The sequence below is a fragment of the Nonomuraea sp. NPDC049028 genome, from assembly GCF_043197735.1.
Classification (GTDB): domain Bacteria; phylum Actinomycetota; class Actinomycetes; order Streptosporangiales; family Streptosporangiaceae; genus Nonomuraea.
On record NZ_JBICTR010000001.1, the window covers coordinates 928,880 to 947,309 of the forward strand.

3 protein-coding genes are annotated in these 18,430 nt (G+C 73.6%); all 3 read left to right on the forward strand.

Going from position 1 to position 18,430, the window contains the following annotated elements; translation table 11 throughout:
• Positions 1-3: 3 nt before the first annotated feature.
• From ACGFJ2_RS04135 to ACGFJ2_RS04145, 3 genes are read left to right on the forward strand one after another with little or no spacing between them, the layout of a single operon-like run.
• Positions 4-6,441, forward strand: coding sequence for an SDR family NAD(P)-dependent oxidoreductase (locus ACGFJ2_RS04135; RefSeq protein WP_393464435.1), 6,438 nt, complete (start codon positions 4-6; stop codon positions 6,439-6,441).
• On the forward strand, positions 6,431-12,901 hold the full coding sequence (locus ACGFJ2_RS04140; RefSeq protein WP_393464438.1) for an SDR family NAD(P)-dependent oxidoreductase: 6,471 nt from the start codon (positions 6,431-6,433) through the stop codon (positions 12,899-12,901). The genes ACGFJ2_RS04135 and ACGFJ2_RS04140 overlap by 11 nt, the downstream gene beginning before the upstream one ends.
• 22 nt (positions 12,902-12,923) lie before the next feature.
• Positions 12,924-18,425: a type I polyketide synthase gene (locus tag ACGFJ2_RS04145; RefSeq protein WP_393464441.1), complete on the forward strand. Its 5,502-nt coding sequence runs from the start codon at positions 12,924-12,926 to the stop codon at positions 18,423-18,425.
• Positions 18,426-18,430: the final 5 nt, after the last annotated feature.

The following is an 18,430-nucleotide window of genomic DNA, read 5'->3' on the forward strand; positions in this document are numbered from 1 at the left end:
GCCGTGGACAACGAGACCAGGCTGCTGGAATACCTCAGGCGGGCCACCGCCGACCTGCGGGAGACCCGCCGCCGGCTGCGGCAGGCCGAGGACAGGGACGCCGAGCCCATCGCGATCATCGGGATGAGCTGCCGCTTCCCCGGCGACGCGGGCTCGCCCGAGGAGCTGTGGCGGCTGCTGGTCGCCGGGACCGACGCGATCTCGCCGTTCCCCACCGACCGGGGCTGGGACGTCGACCTCTATGACCCGGATCCGGACAGTCCCGGCAAGAGCCTGACGAGCTCCGGCGGCTTCCTCCACGACGCGGCGCGGTTCGACCCGCACTTCTTCGGGATCAGCCCGCGAGAGGCCCTGGCGATGGATCCCCAGCAGCGGCTGCTGCTGGAGACCGCGTGGGAGGCGTTCGAAGGCGCGGGCATCGATCCGGCCTCGGCCCGGGGCAGCTCCACGGGCGTCTTCGCCGGAGTCATCTACCACGACTACGGCTCCAGGGTCCGCGCCGTCCCCGCCGACCTCGGCGGCTACATCGGCAACGGCAGCGACGGCAGCATCGCCTCCGGCCGGGTCTCCTACCTGATGGGCCTGGAGGGCCCGGCGATCACGGTGGACACGGCCTGCTCATCCTCACTGGTGGCGCTGCACCTCGCGGCCCAGGCCCTGCGCCAGGACGAATGCGCCATGGCGCTGGCCGGCGGCGTCACGGTGATGTCGACCCCGAGCACGTTCGTGGAGTTCAGCAGGCAGCGCGGGCTGTCGCCGGACGGCCGGTGCAAGGCGTTCTCGGCGGCCGCCGACGGGACGGGCTGGGGTGAGGGCGCGGGCATGCTCCTGCTGGAGCGCCTGTCGGACGCCACCCGCAACGGCCACCAGGTGCTGGCCGTGATCCGCGGCAGCGCGATCAACCAGGACGGCGCCAGCAGCGGGCTGACCGTGCCCAACGGTCCCTCCCAGCAGCGGGTGATCGCCCGGGCGCTGGCTGCCGCGGGCCTGACTCCCGCCGAGGTCGACGTGGTCGAGGCGCACGGCACCGGTACGACGCTGGGCGACCCCATCGAGGCGCGCGCCCTGTTCGCCGCCTACGGTCAGGGCCGCCCGGCGGACAGACCCCTCTACCTGGGCTCGATCAAGTCGAACATCGGCCACACCCAGGCCGCCGCCGGCGTGGCCGGGGTGATCAAGATGGTGCTCGCGATGCGGCACGGCACCCTGCCCAAGACCCTGTACGCCGACGAGCCCTCGCCGAACGTGGACTGGTCGTCCGGAAGCATCGCCCTGCTCACCGAGAACGTCCCCTGGGACACGGCGGAGGACACCCCGCGCCGCGCGGCCATCTCCTCGTTCGGCGTCAGCGGCACCAACGCGCACGTCATCATCGAGGAACACCCGCACGCCGAGGCCCCCCGCGACGAGACGGCCACCCCTGTGGTGCCCTGGGTGGTCACGGCCAAGAGCGAGCAGGCGCTACGGGCCCAGGCCGGGCGACTGGCCGCCCGTGTCGAGCAGGACCCGGGGCTGTCGCCGGTCGACGTCGGCCACTCCCTGGTCAGCTCGCGCGCCGCCCTCCCGTACCGGGCGGCGGTGATCGGCGACGACCGTGACACCCTCCTTGCGGCCCTGCGCGCCGTCGCGGACGCGGTCCCCGACCCGAACGTCGTGTACGGCACGGCGACCGCCTCGCCCCGAGTGGCCTTCGTCTTCCCCGGCCAGGCCGTCCTGTCGAAGGACATGATCCTCGGACTCCTCGACGCCGCGCCGCCGTTCGCCGCCCGCATGGCGGAGTGCGCGGACGCGCTCGAGAAGTTCGTGGACTGGAAGCTGATGGACGTGCTGCGCGGCGAGTCGCCCGCGTGGCCACTCGACCGGATGGACGTGATCCAGCCCGCGGCATGGGCGGTCATGGTCTCGCTGGCGCACCTGTGGCGCTCCTACGGCGTCGAACCCGAGGCCGTCGTGGGGCATTCCCAGGGCGAGATCGCCGCCGCCTGCGTGGCGGGAGCGCTGTCCCTCGAAGACGCGGCCAAGGTGGTGGCCCTCCGCAGCCGGGCCATCACCGAAGACCTGTCCGGCCGCGGCGGCATGCTGGCCGTCTCGCTCCCGCCCGCCGAGGCGCTCGACCGGCTCGCCCCCTGGGCGGACCGTCTGTCGATAGCGGCGGTGAACAGCCCGACCGCGGTCGTGGTCGCCGGCGACTCGGCGGCACTCGACGAACTGCTCGATCTCCTGAAGGCCGAGGACGTCAGAGCCAAGATGATCCCGGTCGACTATCCCTCACACACGGCCTACGCCGAGCCGCTGCGCGACCGGCTGCTGGCCGACCTGGCCGGGATCGTGCCCTGGACGGCCGAAGTGGCGTTCTGCTCCACGGTGACCGGCGAGCCGCTCGACACCGAGGAACTCGACGCCGCCTACTGGTACACCAACCTGCGCCGCCCGGTGCGCTTCGAGCAGGCGGTCCAGAGCCTGGTCCAGCAGGGCTACGGAATGTTCGTCGAGGTCAGCCCGCACCCGACGCTGACCGCCGCGGTCCAGGAGACGGCCGAGGCCGCGGGCGCCGGCGTGGTGGCCATCGGCTCGCTGCGCCGCGACGAGGACGCGGCGGCCAGGTTCGTCACCTCGGTCGCGGAGTCCTGCGCGCACGGCGCGCCGGTCGACTGGACGCCCCTGTTCGCCTCGGCCGACGCCCGCAAGGTGGACCTGCCCACGTACGCCTTCCAGCGCGAACGCTATTGGCTGGAGGCCGGCGACTCGGCCGACGTCGAGCAGGCGGGCCTGACCGCGGCCGACCACCCCTTCCTCGGCGGGGCGCTGTCCCTGGCCGACTCCGACGAGATCGTCCTCACCGGCCGGCTGTCGCTGCGCTCGCACCCCTGGCTGGCCGGCCACACGGTGTCCGGCACTGTCCTGTTCCCCGGAGCGGCCTTCGCCGAGCTGGCCGTCAGCGCGGGCCGCCAGGTCGGCTGCGCCCTGCTGGAGGAGCTGGTCCTGGAGGCGCCGCTGGCGCTGCCCGCGCAGGACGCCGTGTTGGTGCAGGTACGGATCGACGCGCCGGACGAGACCGGGCGACGGCCGCTGACGCTGCACGCGCGCCCCGAGAACGACACGGACTGGACCCGGCACGCGACCGGCGTCGTGTCGGCCGCCCGTCCCACGGCGGACTTCGACCTGTCCGCCTGGCCGCCGCCGGGCGCCGAGGCCGTCGACGTGACCGAGGTCTACGACCGCCTCGCCGCGCGCGGTCTGGACTACGACGGGCCGTTCCGCGGGCTCCAGGCCGCGTGGCGGCTCGGGGACGAGGTGTTCGCCGAGGTCACCCTGCCACAGCGGGAGACGGGGGGCTTCGGCCTGCATCCCGCGCTGCTCGACGCCGCGCTGCACGCGGAGTCGCTGCTTGACGGCGCCGCCGCAGGGGTGAGCCTGCCGTTCACCTGGTCCGGCCTGTCGCTGTACGCGGAAGGCGCGTCCACGTTGCGGGTCCGCCTGACCCCGTCGGGTCCGGACGAGATCTCGCTGCGGCTGGCGGACCCCTCGGGAGCTCCGGTGGCCGCGGTGGAGTCGCTGCTGTCCCGGCCGCTCGCGTCGTCGGCGCCGGATCCGCGCCGCGAGTCGCTGTTCCGCGTCGGCTGGATCGCCTCGCCGTACACCGGCGACCCGACGCCGACGCTCTCGCCGAGCCGCTGCGCCGTGGTGGACGCGAGCGGGCTGGGTTCTGGGCTCGCCGCCGCCCTGGGCGCCCCCGTCTATCCCGATCTGGCCTCCTTGCCGTCGGCTCCCGAGCTGGTGTTCGTCACCTTCTCGGGCGGCGGAGACGTGCGGGAGGCGATCCATCGGGCCCTGGCCACCGTACGGTCCTGGCTGGCCGACGACCGGTTCGAGGAGTCCACGTTCGCCCTGGTCACCAGGGGAGCGGTCGCCCTGGACGGCGAGGACGTGACCGACCTGGCCGCCGCCGCGGTGCTCGGCCTGATGCGCTCCGCGCAGTCGGAGCACCCCGGCCGGTTCGTGACGCTGGACCTCGACGACTCCGAGGTGCCGGTGCCCGCCGTGCTGGCGGCGCTCGCCGAGCCGCAGTTGGCCGTACGCCGGGGAGCGGTATGGGTGCCCAGGCTGGCGCGCGCCACGACCGGCGAGGCGCTGCTGCCACCCTTGGGCGGCGAGCCGTGGCGGCTCGAAGCCACCGGCGCGGGCACGCTGGACGGCCTGGCGCTGGTCCCGTGCCCGGAGGCGGCCCGCCCGGTGGGACCGGGCGAGGTACGGCTGTCGATACGGGCGGCCGGGATGAACTTCCGCGACGTCGTCGTGGCGCTGGGCATGGTCCCGGAGCGCGACGTCCCGATCGGCGGAGAGGTCGCCGGTGTGGTGCTGGAGGTGGGCTCGGCCGTGACCGATCTGGCGCCCGGTGATCGGGTGCTGGGGCTGCTCGATGGCGCGTACGGTCCCGTGGGAGTGACCGATCGGCGGTTGCTGGCTCCGATGCCCGCCGGTTGGTCGTTCGCGGCGGCCGCGTCGGTGCCGGCGGCGTTCCTGACGGCGTTCTACGGCCTGGTGGACGTGGCCGGTGTGCGAGCCGGTGACCGGGTGCTGGTGCACGCGGCCGCCGGTGGGGTCGGCATGGCCGCCGTACAGGTGGCTCGCTGGCTGGGCGCGGAGGTGTTCGGTACGGCGAGCCCCGGCAAGTGGGCGTCGCTGCCGCTGGACGATGACCATGTGGCCTCGTCGCGGACGCTGGAGTTCGCGGAGAAGTTCGGCCAGGTGGACGTGGTGCTCAACTCGCTGGCCGGGGAGTTCATCGACGCCTCGCTCGGCATGCTGCCGGTCGGTGGCCGGTTCGTGGAGATGGGCAAGACCGACATCCGGGACACGGAGACGATCGCCCCCGGAGTCCGTTACACCGCCTTCGACCTGATCGACACGGGGCCGGACCGTCTGGGCGAGATGCTGGCCGAGGTCCTGGGCCTGTTCGAGGAGGGCGTGTTCCAGCGGTCGCCCATCCAGGTGTGGGACGTGCGGCGGGCGCGGGAGGCGTTCCGGTTCATGTCGCAGGCCCGGCATGTCGGGAAGGTCGTACTCACGCTGCCGGTCCCGTTCGACCGGGACGGCACCGTGCTGGTGACCGGAGGCACCGGGATGATCGGCGGGCTGGTGGCCCGGCACCTGGTGGCCGAGCACGGCGTACGCGATCTGGTGCTCGTGGGACGCAGAGGCATCGAGGCCCCCGGCGCGGAGGAACTGCGCGCCGAGCTCGCGGCCTCGGGGGCGCGGGCCGAGATCGTGGCGTGCGACGTCGCCGACCGTACGGCGCTGGCCGGGCTCCTGGACCGCCTGCGCGCGGAACACCGGCTGTCCGCCGTGGTGCACGCGGCCGGGGCGCTGGACGACGGAATGGTGGAGTCGCTCACGGCCGAGCAGGTCGACGCGGTGGTGGGCGCCAAGGCGGAGGCGGCCTGGCAACTGCACCAGCTGACCGAGGGCCTGGATCTGTCGGCGTTCGTGCTGTTCTCCTCGGCGGCGGGCGTACTGGGCGAGGCCGGACAGGGCAACTACGCTGCGGCGAACGCGTTCCTGGACGCGCTGGCGGCCCACCGGCGGGCGCACGGCCTCGCCGCGATGTCGCTGGCCTGGGGCTTCTGGGAGCAACGCAGCGGCATGACCGCGCACCTCGACGACACCGCCATGAGCGGCATGGCCCGGTCCGGCTTCGTCCAGCTCCCCTCCGCAGACGGACTGGCGTTGTTCGACGCGGCACGGACAGTGGACGAACCCGTGCTGCTGCCGATCCGGCTGGACCTCGCCGCGCTGCGGTCGAGCGCCACCCCGCCGCCGGCGCTGCTGCGCGGCCTGGTCCGCGACCAGACTCGCGCCCACGTACGGCGGGCCGCCCAGCCCGGCGTCTCGACACTCAAGCACCGGCTCGACGGCCTGCCCGAGGAAGAACGCAAGGCCGAGCTCGTGCGGCTCGTCCGCGCCGAGGCGGCCGGCGTGCTCGGGCACCCGAGCCCCGACTCGGTGCTACCCGACCGGGCCTTCAAGGAGCTGGGCTTCGACTCGCTGACCGGCGTCGAGCTGCGCAACCGGCTCAGCGCCGCCACCGGCCTGCGCCTGCCCAGCACGCTCGTCTTCGACCACCCCACGCCGAACGCCCTCGCGGACCGGGTGGGAGAGGCGTTCCGCCCGGCCGTCCAGGACTCCGCCGCCGCCGTACTCGCCGAGGTCGACCGGCTGGAAGCCGCACTCGCCACGGTGGCGGCGACCGACGACCGGCCGGCGATCACCGCCCGGCTGCGGTCACTGGTCCGCAAATGGAACGACCTGCAGGGCGAGGCGCCCGAACCCGAACAGGACGGCTCCGAGCAGTACGAGTCGGCCACGGACGACGAGCTCTTCACAATCCTCGACAACGCGCTTGGCTCCTCGCGACGGAGGTCTGAGTCTGATGGCGAATGACGGCAAGCTCCGCGAATACCTGAGGCTGGCGACCGCCGAACTCCAGTCGGTCCATCGCCGGATGGACGAGATGGAGGCCCGGCGGCACGAGCCCATCGCGATCGTGGCCATGAGCTGCCGCCTGCCCGGCGGAGTGAACGATCCCGAACAGCTCTGGCGCCTGGTCGCCGAAGGCCGGGACGCGATGTCGGAGTTCCCCGCCGACCGCAGCTGGGACCTGGAGCGGCTCTACGACCCCGATCCCGAGCGCGCCGGTACGTGCTATGTCCGCACGGGCGGCTTCCTGACGGACGCGGGTGACTTCGACGCGGGCTTCTTCGGGATGAGCCCGCGAGAGGCGCTGGCCACGGATCCGCAGCAGCGGCTCCTGCTGGAGACCTCATGGGAGCTGCTCGAACAGGCCGGCCTCGACCCCGCGACGCTGCGGGGCAGCGAGACGGGCGTCTTCGTCGGCGCCGCGTCCACCGGCTACGGCGTCGGCCCGGCCGGATTCCCCGACGGGGTCGAGGGCCATCTGCTGACCGGCGGCTCCACGGCCGTGATGTCCGGCCGCATCGCCTATGTCCTGGGCCTGGAGGGTCCGGCCGTCACCTTGGACACGGCGTGCTCGTCGTCCCTGGTCGCACTCCACCTGGCCTGCGAGTCGCTGCGCAGGGGCGAGTGCGCCCTGGCCATCAGCGGCGGCGCCACCATCATCTTCACGCCGGAGATCTTCGTGGAGTTCAGCAGGCAGCGGGGTCTGGCGCGGGACGGGCGTTGTAAGGCGTTCGCGGAGGCGGCGGATGGTACGGCGTTCGCCGAAGGCGTGGGTTTGTTGCTGCTGGAGCGGCTGTCGGACGCGCGCCGTCACGGTCACCGGGTGTTGGCGGTCGTGCGGGGGAGCGCGGTCAATCAGGACGGCGCGAGCAACGGGCTCACCGCGCCGAACGGGCCGTCCCAGCAGCGGGTGATCCGTCAGGCGCTGGTCGACGCCGAGCTGTCTCCCGCCGACGTGGACGCCGTCGAAGCCCACGGCACCGGTACGACCCTGGGCGATCCGATCGAGGCGCAGGCGCTGCTGGCCACGTACGGCAAGGACCGGCCGCAGGATCGGCCGCTGTGGCTGGGCACGGTCAAGTCCAACATCGGGCACACCCAGGCCGCCGCCGGCGTCGCCGGTGTGATCAAGATGGTCATGGCGATGCGGCACGGCGTACTGCCCAGAACCCTGCACGTCGACACCCCCTCCTCGCACGTGGACTGGTCGGCCGGGAACGTCCGGCTGCTGACCGAGCCGATCCCCTGGCCCGGTGGCGAACGCCCGCGCCGGGCGGGCGTGTCGTCGTTCGGCATCAGCGGGACCAACGCCCATGTCGTCCTGGAAGCGGTCGAGACCGAACACGAAGAGCCGACGGCCCTGGCTTTGCCGGCCCTGCCGCTGCCGATCTCCGGGAGGAGCGCGGCCGGGTTGCGCGCTCAGGCGGAGCGGCTGAGGTCATACCTGGAGGAGCGGGAAGACGCTTCTCTGCCGGACGTGGCCTACTCGCTGGCGACGGCACGGGCGGCTCTGGAACATCGTGCCGTGGTGACCGCCTCGGACCGCGCCGGGCTGCTGGCGGGTCTGTCGCAGGTGGCCGACGGCGTGGTGAGCGGCGGGAAGCTGGCGTTCCTGTTCACCGGACAGGGGAGCCAGCGCGTGGGGATGGGGCGCGAGCTGGTGGCGGCCTATCCGGTGTTCGCCGAGCACCTGGCGGCGGTGTGCGCGCGGCTGGATCCGCTGCTGGAGCGTCCGCTGACGGAGGTGATGTGGGAGCGGCCGGAACTGCTGGACCAGACGGGGTACACCCAGGCCGCCTTGTTCGCGGTGGAGGTGGCGCTCTATCGGCTGGTCGAGTCGTGGGGCGTCGTTCCCGACTTCCTGCTCGGGCACTCGATCGGCGAGGTGGCGGCCGCGCACGCGGCGGGGGTGCTGTCGCTGGATGACGCGTGCGCGCTCGTGGCGGCCCGGGGCCGGCTGATGCAGGCGTTGCCGACCGGCGGGGCGATGGTCGCGGTCCAGGCCGGAGAGGACGAGGCCAGGCGGATTCTCGCCGAGGCCGGCGAAGAGGACGCCGGGCAGGTTCTTGCGGGCGCCGGTGGAGTGGTGATCGCGGCGGTCAACGGGCCCGCCTCGGTGGTCCTGTCCGGTGACGAGGAGGCGGTGCTGCGGGTCGCGGGCCGCTTCGCCAAGTCCCGCCGGTTGCCGGTCAGTCACGCCTTCCACTCGCCCCGGATGGAGCCGATGCTGGCCGCCTTCCGCGAGGTGACCGAGGGCCTGTCGTACGGGAGCGCGTCGGTCCCGGTCGTGTCGAACGTGACCGGTGCGCCGGTGCGGGAGTTCACGGCCGAGTACTGGGTGCGCCATGTCCGCGAAGCGGTGCGGTTCGCCGACGGCGTCGCCTTTCTCCATGGCCAGGACGTACGGACCTTCGTCGAGTTGGGCCCCGACGGGGTGCTGTCGGGGATGGGGCAGGAGTGCGTGCCCGAGCCCCAGGACGGGCGCGGCCCGGTGTTCGTACCGGCGCTGCGTCGCGGCAGAGACGAGGCCGAGCAGGTGGTGACGGCGGTCGGGCAGGCGCACGCCGGTGGCGCGGCGGTGGACTGGGAACGGTTCTTCGCCGGGACCGGCGCCCGCCGGGTGGACCTGCCCACATACGCCTTCCAGCACCGGCGCTACTGGCTGAACCCCGCGCAGTCGAGCGGTGACCCCTCGTCCATCGGGCTGGACGCTCCGGACCATCCGCTGCTGGGCGCCGGGGTCGAGCTGCCCGACTCGGGCGGATTCCTGTTCACCGCCCGGCTCTCCCTCGCCTCGCACCCCTGGCTCGCCGATCACGTGGTCGGCGAGGCGGCCGTGTTCCCCGGCACCGGCCTGGTGGAACTCGCCATCAGGGCGGCCGACCAGGTCGGCTGCGGGAAGGTCGAGGAGCTGACCTTGGAGCGGCCGCTGCTCGTTCCGGGACACGGCAGCGTCCGGCTGCAGATCGTGGTGAGCGATCCGGACGACTCGGGCACCCGGACCATCACGATGTACTCACAGACCGACGACGCCCCATGGGACAGACACGCCACCGGCGCCCTCGCCCCGGCCTCCCCGGTCTCGGGGTCCCTAGGCTCCTCGGGCTTCCCCGCCGCCGCGTTCGAGGCGAGTTCGTGGCCGCCGGCCGATGCCCAGCAGGTCGAGGTGGACGGGCTCTACGAGCGGCTCGCCGATCTGGGGCTTCCCTACGGTCCGACCTTCCGTGGGCTGCGGGCTGCCTGGACCCGTGGCGAGGAGGTCTTCGCCGAGATCGAGCTGCCCGAGCAGGCGGCGGCGGACGCGGCCCGTTTCGGTCTGCATCCCGCACTCCTCGACGCCGCGCTCCACGCCTTCGGGTTCAGCCCCGCCTCGGCCGAGCACACCGCGTTGCCGTTCACGTGGGCCGACGTGGAACTGCACGCCGCCGGGGCGTCCAGCCTGCGCGTACGGGTGACCCCGATGGGAGAGGACTCCTTCCGACTGGAGGCGGCCGACCCGCTCGGTCAGCCGGTGGTGTCGATCGGCTCGCTGGTCCTGCGCCAGATCACCCTCGACACGCTCTCCGGTCCACGGCCCGGCGCGGAACGCGCGCTGTACCGCCTGGACTGGACGCCGATCCCGGCCGAGCCGGTGTCCCTGGCACGATGCTGGACCATCGGCGGCGGTGAGATCGCCGGCGCCGAGGCGTACGACGACCTGGCCGCGCTGCTCCGGGCCATCGACTCGGGAGAGGACCCGCCCGAGCTGGTCATCGTGAACCCCGATGTCACGAACCGGGCCGACGCCACCGCCACCGCCGCGACCGACGCCGCGACCGCCGACGCTACGGTCGATGCCACGGCCGCAGCGGTCCGCTTGGCGGTTCACCGTGCGCTCGACCTGGTGCGGACCTGGATCGCCGACCCGCGCCTCGCCGATTCGCGGCTTCTCTTCGTGACCAGGAAGGCGATCGCCCCCGACAGCGGGTGTGACCTCGCGGGCGCCGCGGTGTGGGGCCTGGTCCGGTCCGCGCAGGTCGAGAACCCCGGCCAGTTCGTCCTCCTGGACCTCGACGACCTCAGCGACCACGCCGCCGCCACTGGCCTGATCGCCGCCGCGGCCCTCAGCGGCGAGCCGCAGCTCGTCCTGCGAGAGGGCACCCTGCTCGCGGCCCGGCTCACCCCCGCGCCCGACCCCGGCCTCACACCGCCGACCGACGGCGCCGCCTGGCGGCTGGACAGCCGGGCCAAAGGCACGCTGGACGGCCTGGCCTTCGTCGACGCGCCCGAGGCCGTCGCGCCCTTGAGGCCGGGGGAGATCAGGATCGCCGTACGCGCGGCCGGCATGAACTTCCGCGACGTCCTCAACGCCCTCGGCATGTACCCGGGCGAGAGCGGCGCGATGGGGCTGGAAGGCGCCGGTGTGGTCGTCGAGGTCGGCTCCGGCGTCACCGGGTTCGCTCCCGGAGACAAGGTGTTCGGGCTGTTCGACGGCGGCGCCTTCGGCCCGCTGATGGTCACGGATCACCGGCAGGTGGCGCCGATGCCCGCCGGTTGGTCGTTCGCGGAGGCGGCGTCGGTGCCGGTGGCGTTCCTGACCGCCTACTACGGCCTGGTCGATCTGGCCGGCCTCCAAGAAGGGGACCGGGTGCTGGTGCACGCGGCCGCCGGTGGGGTCGGCATGGCGGCGGTGCAGCTTGCCCGCTGGCTGGGCGCGGAGGTGTTCGGTACGGCCAGTCCCGGCAAGTGGCCGTCGACGACCCTGGACGACGCGCATGTGGCCTCCTCGCGGACACTGGAGTTCGCGGAGAAGTTCGGCCAGGTCGATGTGGTGCTCAACTCGCTGGCCGGGGAGTTCATCGACGCCTCCCTGGGCATGCTGTCCGCGGGTGGCCGGTTCGTGGAGATGGGCAAGACCGACATCCGGGACACGGAGCCGATCGCGCCCGGCGTCCGCTACACGCCGTTCGACCTCGTCGAGGCCGGTCCCGAGCGGATCGGTCACATGCTGCGCGAGATTCTGCGCCTGTTCGAGCAGGGTGAGATCCAGCCGCTCCCCATGAGGGCCTGGGACCTCCGGCGTGCCCCCGAGGCCTTCCGGTACATGTCGCAGGCCCGGCATATCGGGAAGGTCGTGCTGACGGTCCCGGCGCCCCTCGATCCTGAGGGGACCGTGCTGGTGACCGGTGGCACCGGCGCGCTCGGCAGGCTCGTCGCCCGCCATCTCGTCGCCCGCCACGGCGTACGCGATCTGCTGCTGACCAGCCGTCGCGGCGCCGCCGTCGAGGGTGCCGAGAAGCTCCGCGCCGAGCTCGCGGAGCTCGGCGCGCGGGTCGAGATCGCGGCCTGCGACGTCGCCGACCGCTACGCGCTCGCGGAACTGCTCGCGGGCCGTCCGCTCACGGCCGTGGTGCACGCCGCGGGCGTCCTGGACGACGGACCGATCACCGCGCTCTCGCCCGAGCGGATGGACGGTGTGCTGCGGCCCAAGGCGGACGCGGCGCTCAACCTGCACGAGCTGACGCACGACCTCGACCTGTCGGCCTTCGTCATGTTCTCCTCGGCCGCCGGGACGATGGGCAGCGCGGGACAGGGCAACTACGCGGCCGCCAACGCGTTCCTGGACGCGCTGGCCCACCGGCGGCGGACGCAGGGGCTCCCGGCGACCTCGCTGGCCTGGGGTCCGTGGACAGGCGGCGGAGGCATGCTCGACACCCTCGCCGAGGCGGAGGTCGCCCGGATGGCTCGCGAGGGCATCGTCCCGTTCACCCCGGAGACGGGCCTGGCGCTGTTCGACACCGCCCTGCTCCGGCCCGAGGCGGCCCTGGTGCCGATTCGCCTGGACGTCAAGGCGCTGAGCGCGCGCGGCGACTCCCTGCCGCCGATGCTCAGCGAGCTGGTACGAGCCCGCCCACGCCGCGCCGCCTCCGCGGAGCGCGGCTCCGGCGCCGGTCTGCAGGCCAGACTGGCCGGGCTTCCGGAACCGGAGCGGCGGCGGATCCTGCTCGACCTGGTGCTCGACCAGGTCACCGCCGTGCTCGGGCACGCCTCCGCCGAAGAGGTGGACCCCCACCGGCCGTTCGACGAGCTGGGGTTCGACTCGCTGACCGCGGTCGAGCTGCGTAACCGGCTGAACGCCGCCGTCGATCGGCGGCTGCCGTCGACGCTGGCGTTCGACCACGCCTCGCCGATCGCGCTGGCGGAGTACCTGCTCACGGAGATAGCGCCCGACGACCGGCCCACGGGCGAGCGGGCGCTGGAGGAACTCGACCGGCTGGGACGCCTGCTCGGCGCGCTCACGCCCGACGAGGAGACACGGTCGACGGTCACCGCCCGGCTGCGCGGACTGCTGGCGCAATGGCGCGGCGAACAGGCGGACACCGGCCAGACCGTGGAGTCGGCGAGCGCCGACGAGCTGTTCGCGTTGATCGACAAGGGGCTCTGAAACTTCCGGAAGGTGACGTGACGTGGCGGACGAGCAGAAGCTCCTCGACTACCTCCGGCGGGTGACCGCCGATCTCCAGCAGGCCAGGGAACGGCTCCGCGAGGCCGAGGCCCGCGAACACGAGCCGATCGCGGTGGTCGCCATGAGCTGCCGGTTCCCCGGGGATGTGCACGACCCCGAGGGGCTCTGGCAGCTCGTGGCGGACGGCCGCGACGGTGTGTCGTTGTTCCCCGACGACCGGGGCTGGCAGCTGTCCACCTTGTACGACCCGGACCTGACCCGTCCGGGCACCACGTACACGCGCGAGGGCGGGTTCCTGCACGACGCCGCCGACTTCGACGCCGGATTCTTCGGCATCTCGCCCCGCGAGGCGCTGGCCGCCGACCCGCAGCAGCGCCTGATGCTGGAGGTGGCGCTGGAGGCGTTCGAGCGAGGCGGCATCGACCCGCGCTCGCTGAAGGGCAGCCAGGTGGGCGTCTTCGTCGGCGCCTTCGCCGACGGGTACGGAGGCAGCCTCGGCGCACCCGCGGAAGGAGCGGAGGGCCACCTGCTGACGGGCAACTCCACCGCGGTGATCTCGGGCCGGATCTCGTACGTGTTCGGGCTCAAGGGCCCCGCGGCCACCATCGACACGGCCTGCTCATCGTCGCTGGTGGCGCTGCACTGGGCGTGCGAGTCGCTGCGGAGCGGAGAGAGCACGCTCGCGCTGGCCGGCGGGGTGACCGTCATGCCCACCCCCGACATCTTCGTGGAGTTCAGCCGCCAGCGCGGCCTGGCGCCCGACGGGCGGTGCAAGGCGTTCTCCGACGACGCCGACGGCACCGGCTGGGGCGAGGGCGCCGGTCTGTTGCTGCTGGAGCGGCTGTCCGACGCGCGCCGCAACGGTCATCCGGTGCTCGCGGTCGTCCGCGGCTCCGCGATCAACCAGGACGGCGCCAGCAACGGCCTGTCCGCCCCGAACGGGGTGTCCCAGCAGCGGGTCATCCGCCGCGCGCTGGCCGACGCCGGAGTCGCAGCGGCCGACGTGGACCTCGTCGAGGCGCATGGCACCGGTACCACGCTGGGCGATCCCATCGAGGCGCAGGCGTTGCTGGCCACCTACGGCGCCGACCGCCCGGCGGACCGGCCGCTCTGGCTGGGGTCGATCAAGTCCAACATCGGCCACACTCAGTCCGCCGCCGGGGTCGCCGGGGTGATCAAGGCGGTGCTGGCCATGCGGGCGGGCCTGCTGCCCAAGACGTTGCATGTGTCCGAGCCCTCGTCCCACGTGGACTGGTCCGCGGGGAACGTCCGGCTGCTGACCGAAGCCGTCGACTGGCCGGACAGCGGCGGGCCCCGGCGCGCCGGGGTGTCCGCGTTCGGCGTGAGCGGCACGAACGCGCACGTGATCCTCGAACAGGCCCCCACAGACGACCAGGTCCCGACCGACCCCCCGTCTCCGGCAGATGCGACGGCGACAACGGGTGCGACGGCGACAACGGGCGCGGTCGCGTGGACGGTGTCGGCCAAGAGCGCGGCCGCCCTGCGTGCCCAGCTCGACCGGCTCGGCGCCCACGTGGAGCGCCACCCCGGCCAGTCCGCCGCCGACATCGGCTTCTCCCTGGCCACCACCCGTACCGCCTACCGTCATCGCGCCGTGGCAGTGGGCCGGGACCGTGCGGAGCTGCTGGCCGCCGTCCGCGCACTCGCCGCGGGCGAACAGGTCCCCGCCGGGGTCGGCGGGGTGGCCGGAGCACTGGGCAAGACGGTGTTCGTCTTCCCCGGCCAGGGCTCGCAGTGGACGGGCATGGCCACCCAGCTGCTCGACGAGTCGCCGGCCTTCGCCGAGCACTTCGCCGCCTGCGACCGCGCGCTCCAGCCGTTCGTGGACTGGTCGCCGGCCAAGGTGCTGCGCGGTGAGCCGGGCACGCCGCCGCTGGAGCGGGTGGACGTGGTCCAGCCGTTGCTCTGGGCGGTCATGGTGGCGCTGGCCGGGCTGTGGCGCTCGTACGGTGTGCGTCCCGACGCGGTGATCGGCCACTCCCAAGGCGAGATCGCCGCCGCCACGGTGGCGGGCGGTCTGTCGCTGGCGGACGGCGCCCGCGTGGTCGCCCTGCGCAGCCAGGCCATCGGCGCCGTGCTCGCGGGCCGTGGCGGCATGGCGTCCGTCGGGCTGCCGGTCGAGGAGCTGACCGAGCGCCTTGCCCGGCGGCCGGGTGAGTACTCCCTGGCCGCGGTCAACGGCGCGCGCTCGGCCGTGGTCTCCGGGGCGCCCGGCGCGCTCGGCGACCTGGTCGCGGAGCTCACCGCCGAGGGGATCCGGGCCAAGCTGATACCGGTGGACTACGCCTCACACTCCGCTCAGGTCGACGAGCTGCGCGAGCGCCTGCTGCGCGACCTCGCGCCGATCACCCCGAAAACGGGCGACGTGCCGATGATGTCGACGGTGACCGGTGACTGGATCGACACCGCCGGGCTCGACGCCGCGTACTGGCACGCCAACCTGCGTCAGACCGTACGGTTCGACGCGGCCGTCCACGAGCTGGTCGGACAGGGACACGCGGTCTTCGTCGAGTCCAGCCCGCACCCGGTGCTCACCATGGGCATCCAGGAGACCCTCGACGCCCTCGGCAGGGACGCCGTGGTCATCGGCACGCTCCGCCGTGAGCAGGGCGGGCAGGTCCGCATGCTCACCTCGCTCGCCGAGCTGCACGTGCGTGGCGTCGGCGTGGACTGGTCCGCGCTCTACCCCGGCGCCCGCCGGGTGGACCTGCCGACCTACGCCTTCCAGCGGGAGCGCTACTGGCTGGAATCCGCGCCCGCGGTCACCGCGCCCGCCGACCCGCTCGACGGGCGGTTCTGGGAAGCGGTGGACCGGGGGGAGGTGCCGCGGTTCGCCGAGGTGGACCCGGCCGCCCTGGACGAGGTGCTGCCCGCGTTGTCCGCGTGGCGACGCCGGATGCGGCAGGCGGCGACGCTGGACTCCTGGCGCTACCAGGTGGCCTGGCGGCCGGTACGAGAGGCGGCCGACGCGACGCTGACCGGAGCCTGGATCGTCGCCCTGCCGGACACCGACGGCGTCGACGCCGCCTCGATCGTCAACGGACTGGCCAAGGCGGGCGCCCAGGTGGTGCCGATCCAGGTGCGGGACCACGACCGGGCCGCGCTCGGGCGTACCCTGCGCGACGCGCTCCCCGACGAGCCGGTCACCGGCGTGCTGTCCCTGCTGGCACTCGACGACCGCCCCCACCCGGCCCACCCCGTCCTGTCCCACGGCTCGGTCATGACCGTCACGCTGGTGCAGGCGCTCGCGGATGCGGAGATCTCCGCACCGCTGTGGGCGCTCACCTCGGGCGCGGTGGCCGTGGAGCGCGCGGCCGAACTCCAGTCCCCCTCCCAGGCGGTGGTGTGGGGCATCGGCACCGTCCTCGCGCTGGATCATCCCGACACCTGGGGCGGACTGATCGACGTGCCCGCCGAACTGGACGAACGTGGCATCGCCCGCCTCTGCGGCGCGCTGTCCGGGCTGGACAGCGAGGATCAACTGGCGGTACGGGCGGCGGGCGTCTTCGCCCGGCGGATGGAGCGCGCGCCGCTCGGCGAGGCGGCACCCGAGACCCCCTGGCGGCCGCACGGCACCGTGCTCATCACCGGCGGCACCGGCGGCGTCGGCGCGAACCTCGCCCGCCGCCTGGCGGCCCGAGGCGCCGAGCACCTCGCGCTGATCAGCCGCCGCGGCCCGGCCGCCCCGGGCGTCGCCGAGCTGGAGGCCGAGCTGACGGCGCTCGGCGCCAAGGTCACCATCACCGCCTGCGACGTCGGCGACCGCGAAGGGCTGCGCCGCGTGCTCGGCTCTCTGCCCGACGGGCACCCGCTGACCGCGATCGTGCACGCGGCCGGGGTCGTGGGCGACGACGTGCCGCTCGCCGACAGCACGCTCGCGGAGTTCGCGGAGACGGTCGAAGGCAAGATCGCCGGAGCGCTGCTCCTCGACGAGCTGTCGGCCGGCCACCCGGTGGAGCGATTCGTGCTGTTCTCCTCGGGTTCGGCGGTGTGGGGCCAGGCGGGACAGGCCGCGTACGCGGGAGCCAACGCGTTCCTGGACGCGCTGGCCCACGCGCGGCGCGCCCGTGGGCTCCCGGCCACCTCGGTCGCCTGGGGCGCCTGGGGCGGCGGCGGCATGGTGGACGAGGAGGTCGGCGCGCGGCTGCGCCGGCTCGGCGTCCGCGTCATGGAGCCCGACGCGGCGGTGAGCGCCCTGGAGCAGGTCCTCGACCACGACGAGTCGCACCGCGTGGTGGCCGACATCGACTGGACCCGCTTCGCCTCCGTGTTCACCCTCGCCAGGCCGCGGCCGCTGCTCCGCGCGCTGCCCGACGTCCAGGCGATCCTGGCCGCCGACGGCGAAGCGGCCGGTCAGGACGCGCACGACCCGTCGCTCGCGGCGGAGCTGGCCGGGCTGCCGGCCGAGCAGCGGGTCGAGCGGCTGCGTGACCTGGTGCGGGCGCACGCCGCGCGGGCGCTGGGTCACTCCGGGGCCGACTCGATCGCCCCCGACCAGAACTTCCTGGAGGCCGGTTTCGACTCACTGACCTCGGTCGAGCTGCGCAACAGCCTCGCCGCGGCCACCGGGCTGCGCATGCCCGCCACCGTGGTCTTCGACCACCCCAGCCCCGCCGCCCTGGCCCGGCACCTGTCGGAGGAGTTCGGCGGTACGCGGACCGGCGACCCGCACGCGGGCGACAGCCTCAGCGCGTTGTTCGGCGAGGCGGCCCGCACCGGCAAGACGCACCAGGGCCTGGCCGTGCTGCGGGCCGTGGCCGACCTGCGCCCCTCCTTCGACTCGCCCGACGAACTCGGTGAGATCCCGCCGCCGCTCAAGCTGGCGACCGGCCCCGCCGAGCCCGCGCTGTTCTGCTTCAGCACGCCCATGGCGCTGGGGGGAGCCGCCCAGTTCGCCCGGCTCGCGGCGAACTTCCAGGGGGTGCGCGACCTGCTCGCCCTGCCCGTCCTCGGCTTCGCCCCCGAGGAGAGCCTCCCCGGTACGGCCGACGCCGCGGTGCGCATGTGGGCGCACAGCGTGCTCAACGCGGCGGACGGCAAACCCTTCGCCCTCCTCGGCTACTGCGCCGGCGGGATCTTCGCGCACGCCGCGGCCACCTATCTGGAGGGCATCGGCGTGCATCCGGCCGGGCTGATCCTGCTCGACACCTTCATGCCGGAGGACAAGGTGATCGACGACCTCGGGACGCAGATGGTCGAGGGCATGTTCGACAGGGAAGACGCGTTCGGGCCCTTCACCAACTCCCGCCTGTCGGCGATGGGCCGCTACTACAAGCTGTTCCGCGAATGCGAGCTGGGCGAGGTGGCGGCGCCCATCCTCTTCCTCCATCCGGACACGCCGCTGTCGCCGTCCCCCTCGGGGGACTGGCGCGCCACCTGGCACACCGAGCACACCGAGCGGGAGGTGAAGGGCGACCACTTCACGATGCTGGAGGACCAGGCTCCGTCCATGGCGCACGCCATCGAAACCTGGCTCTCCTGACCGGG

Bases quoted from the DNA above. Each gene is read 5' to 3' on its own strand.
- ACGFJ2_RS04140 (WP_393464438.1), top strand. From the start codon at position 6,431: ATGGCGAATGACGGCAAGCTCCGCGAATACCTGAGGCTGGCGACCGCC.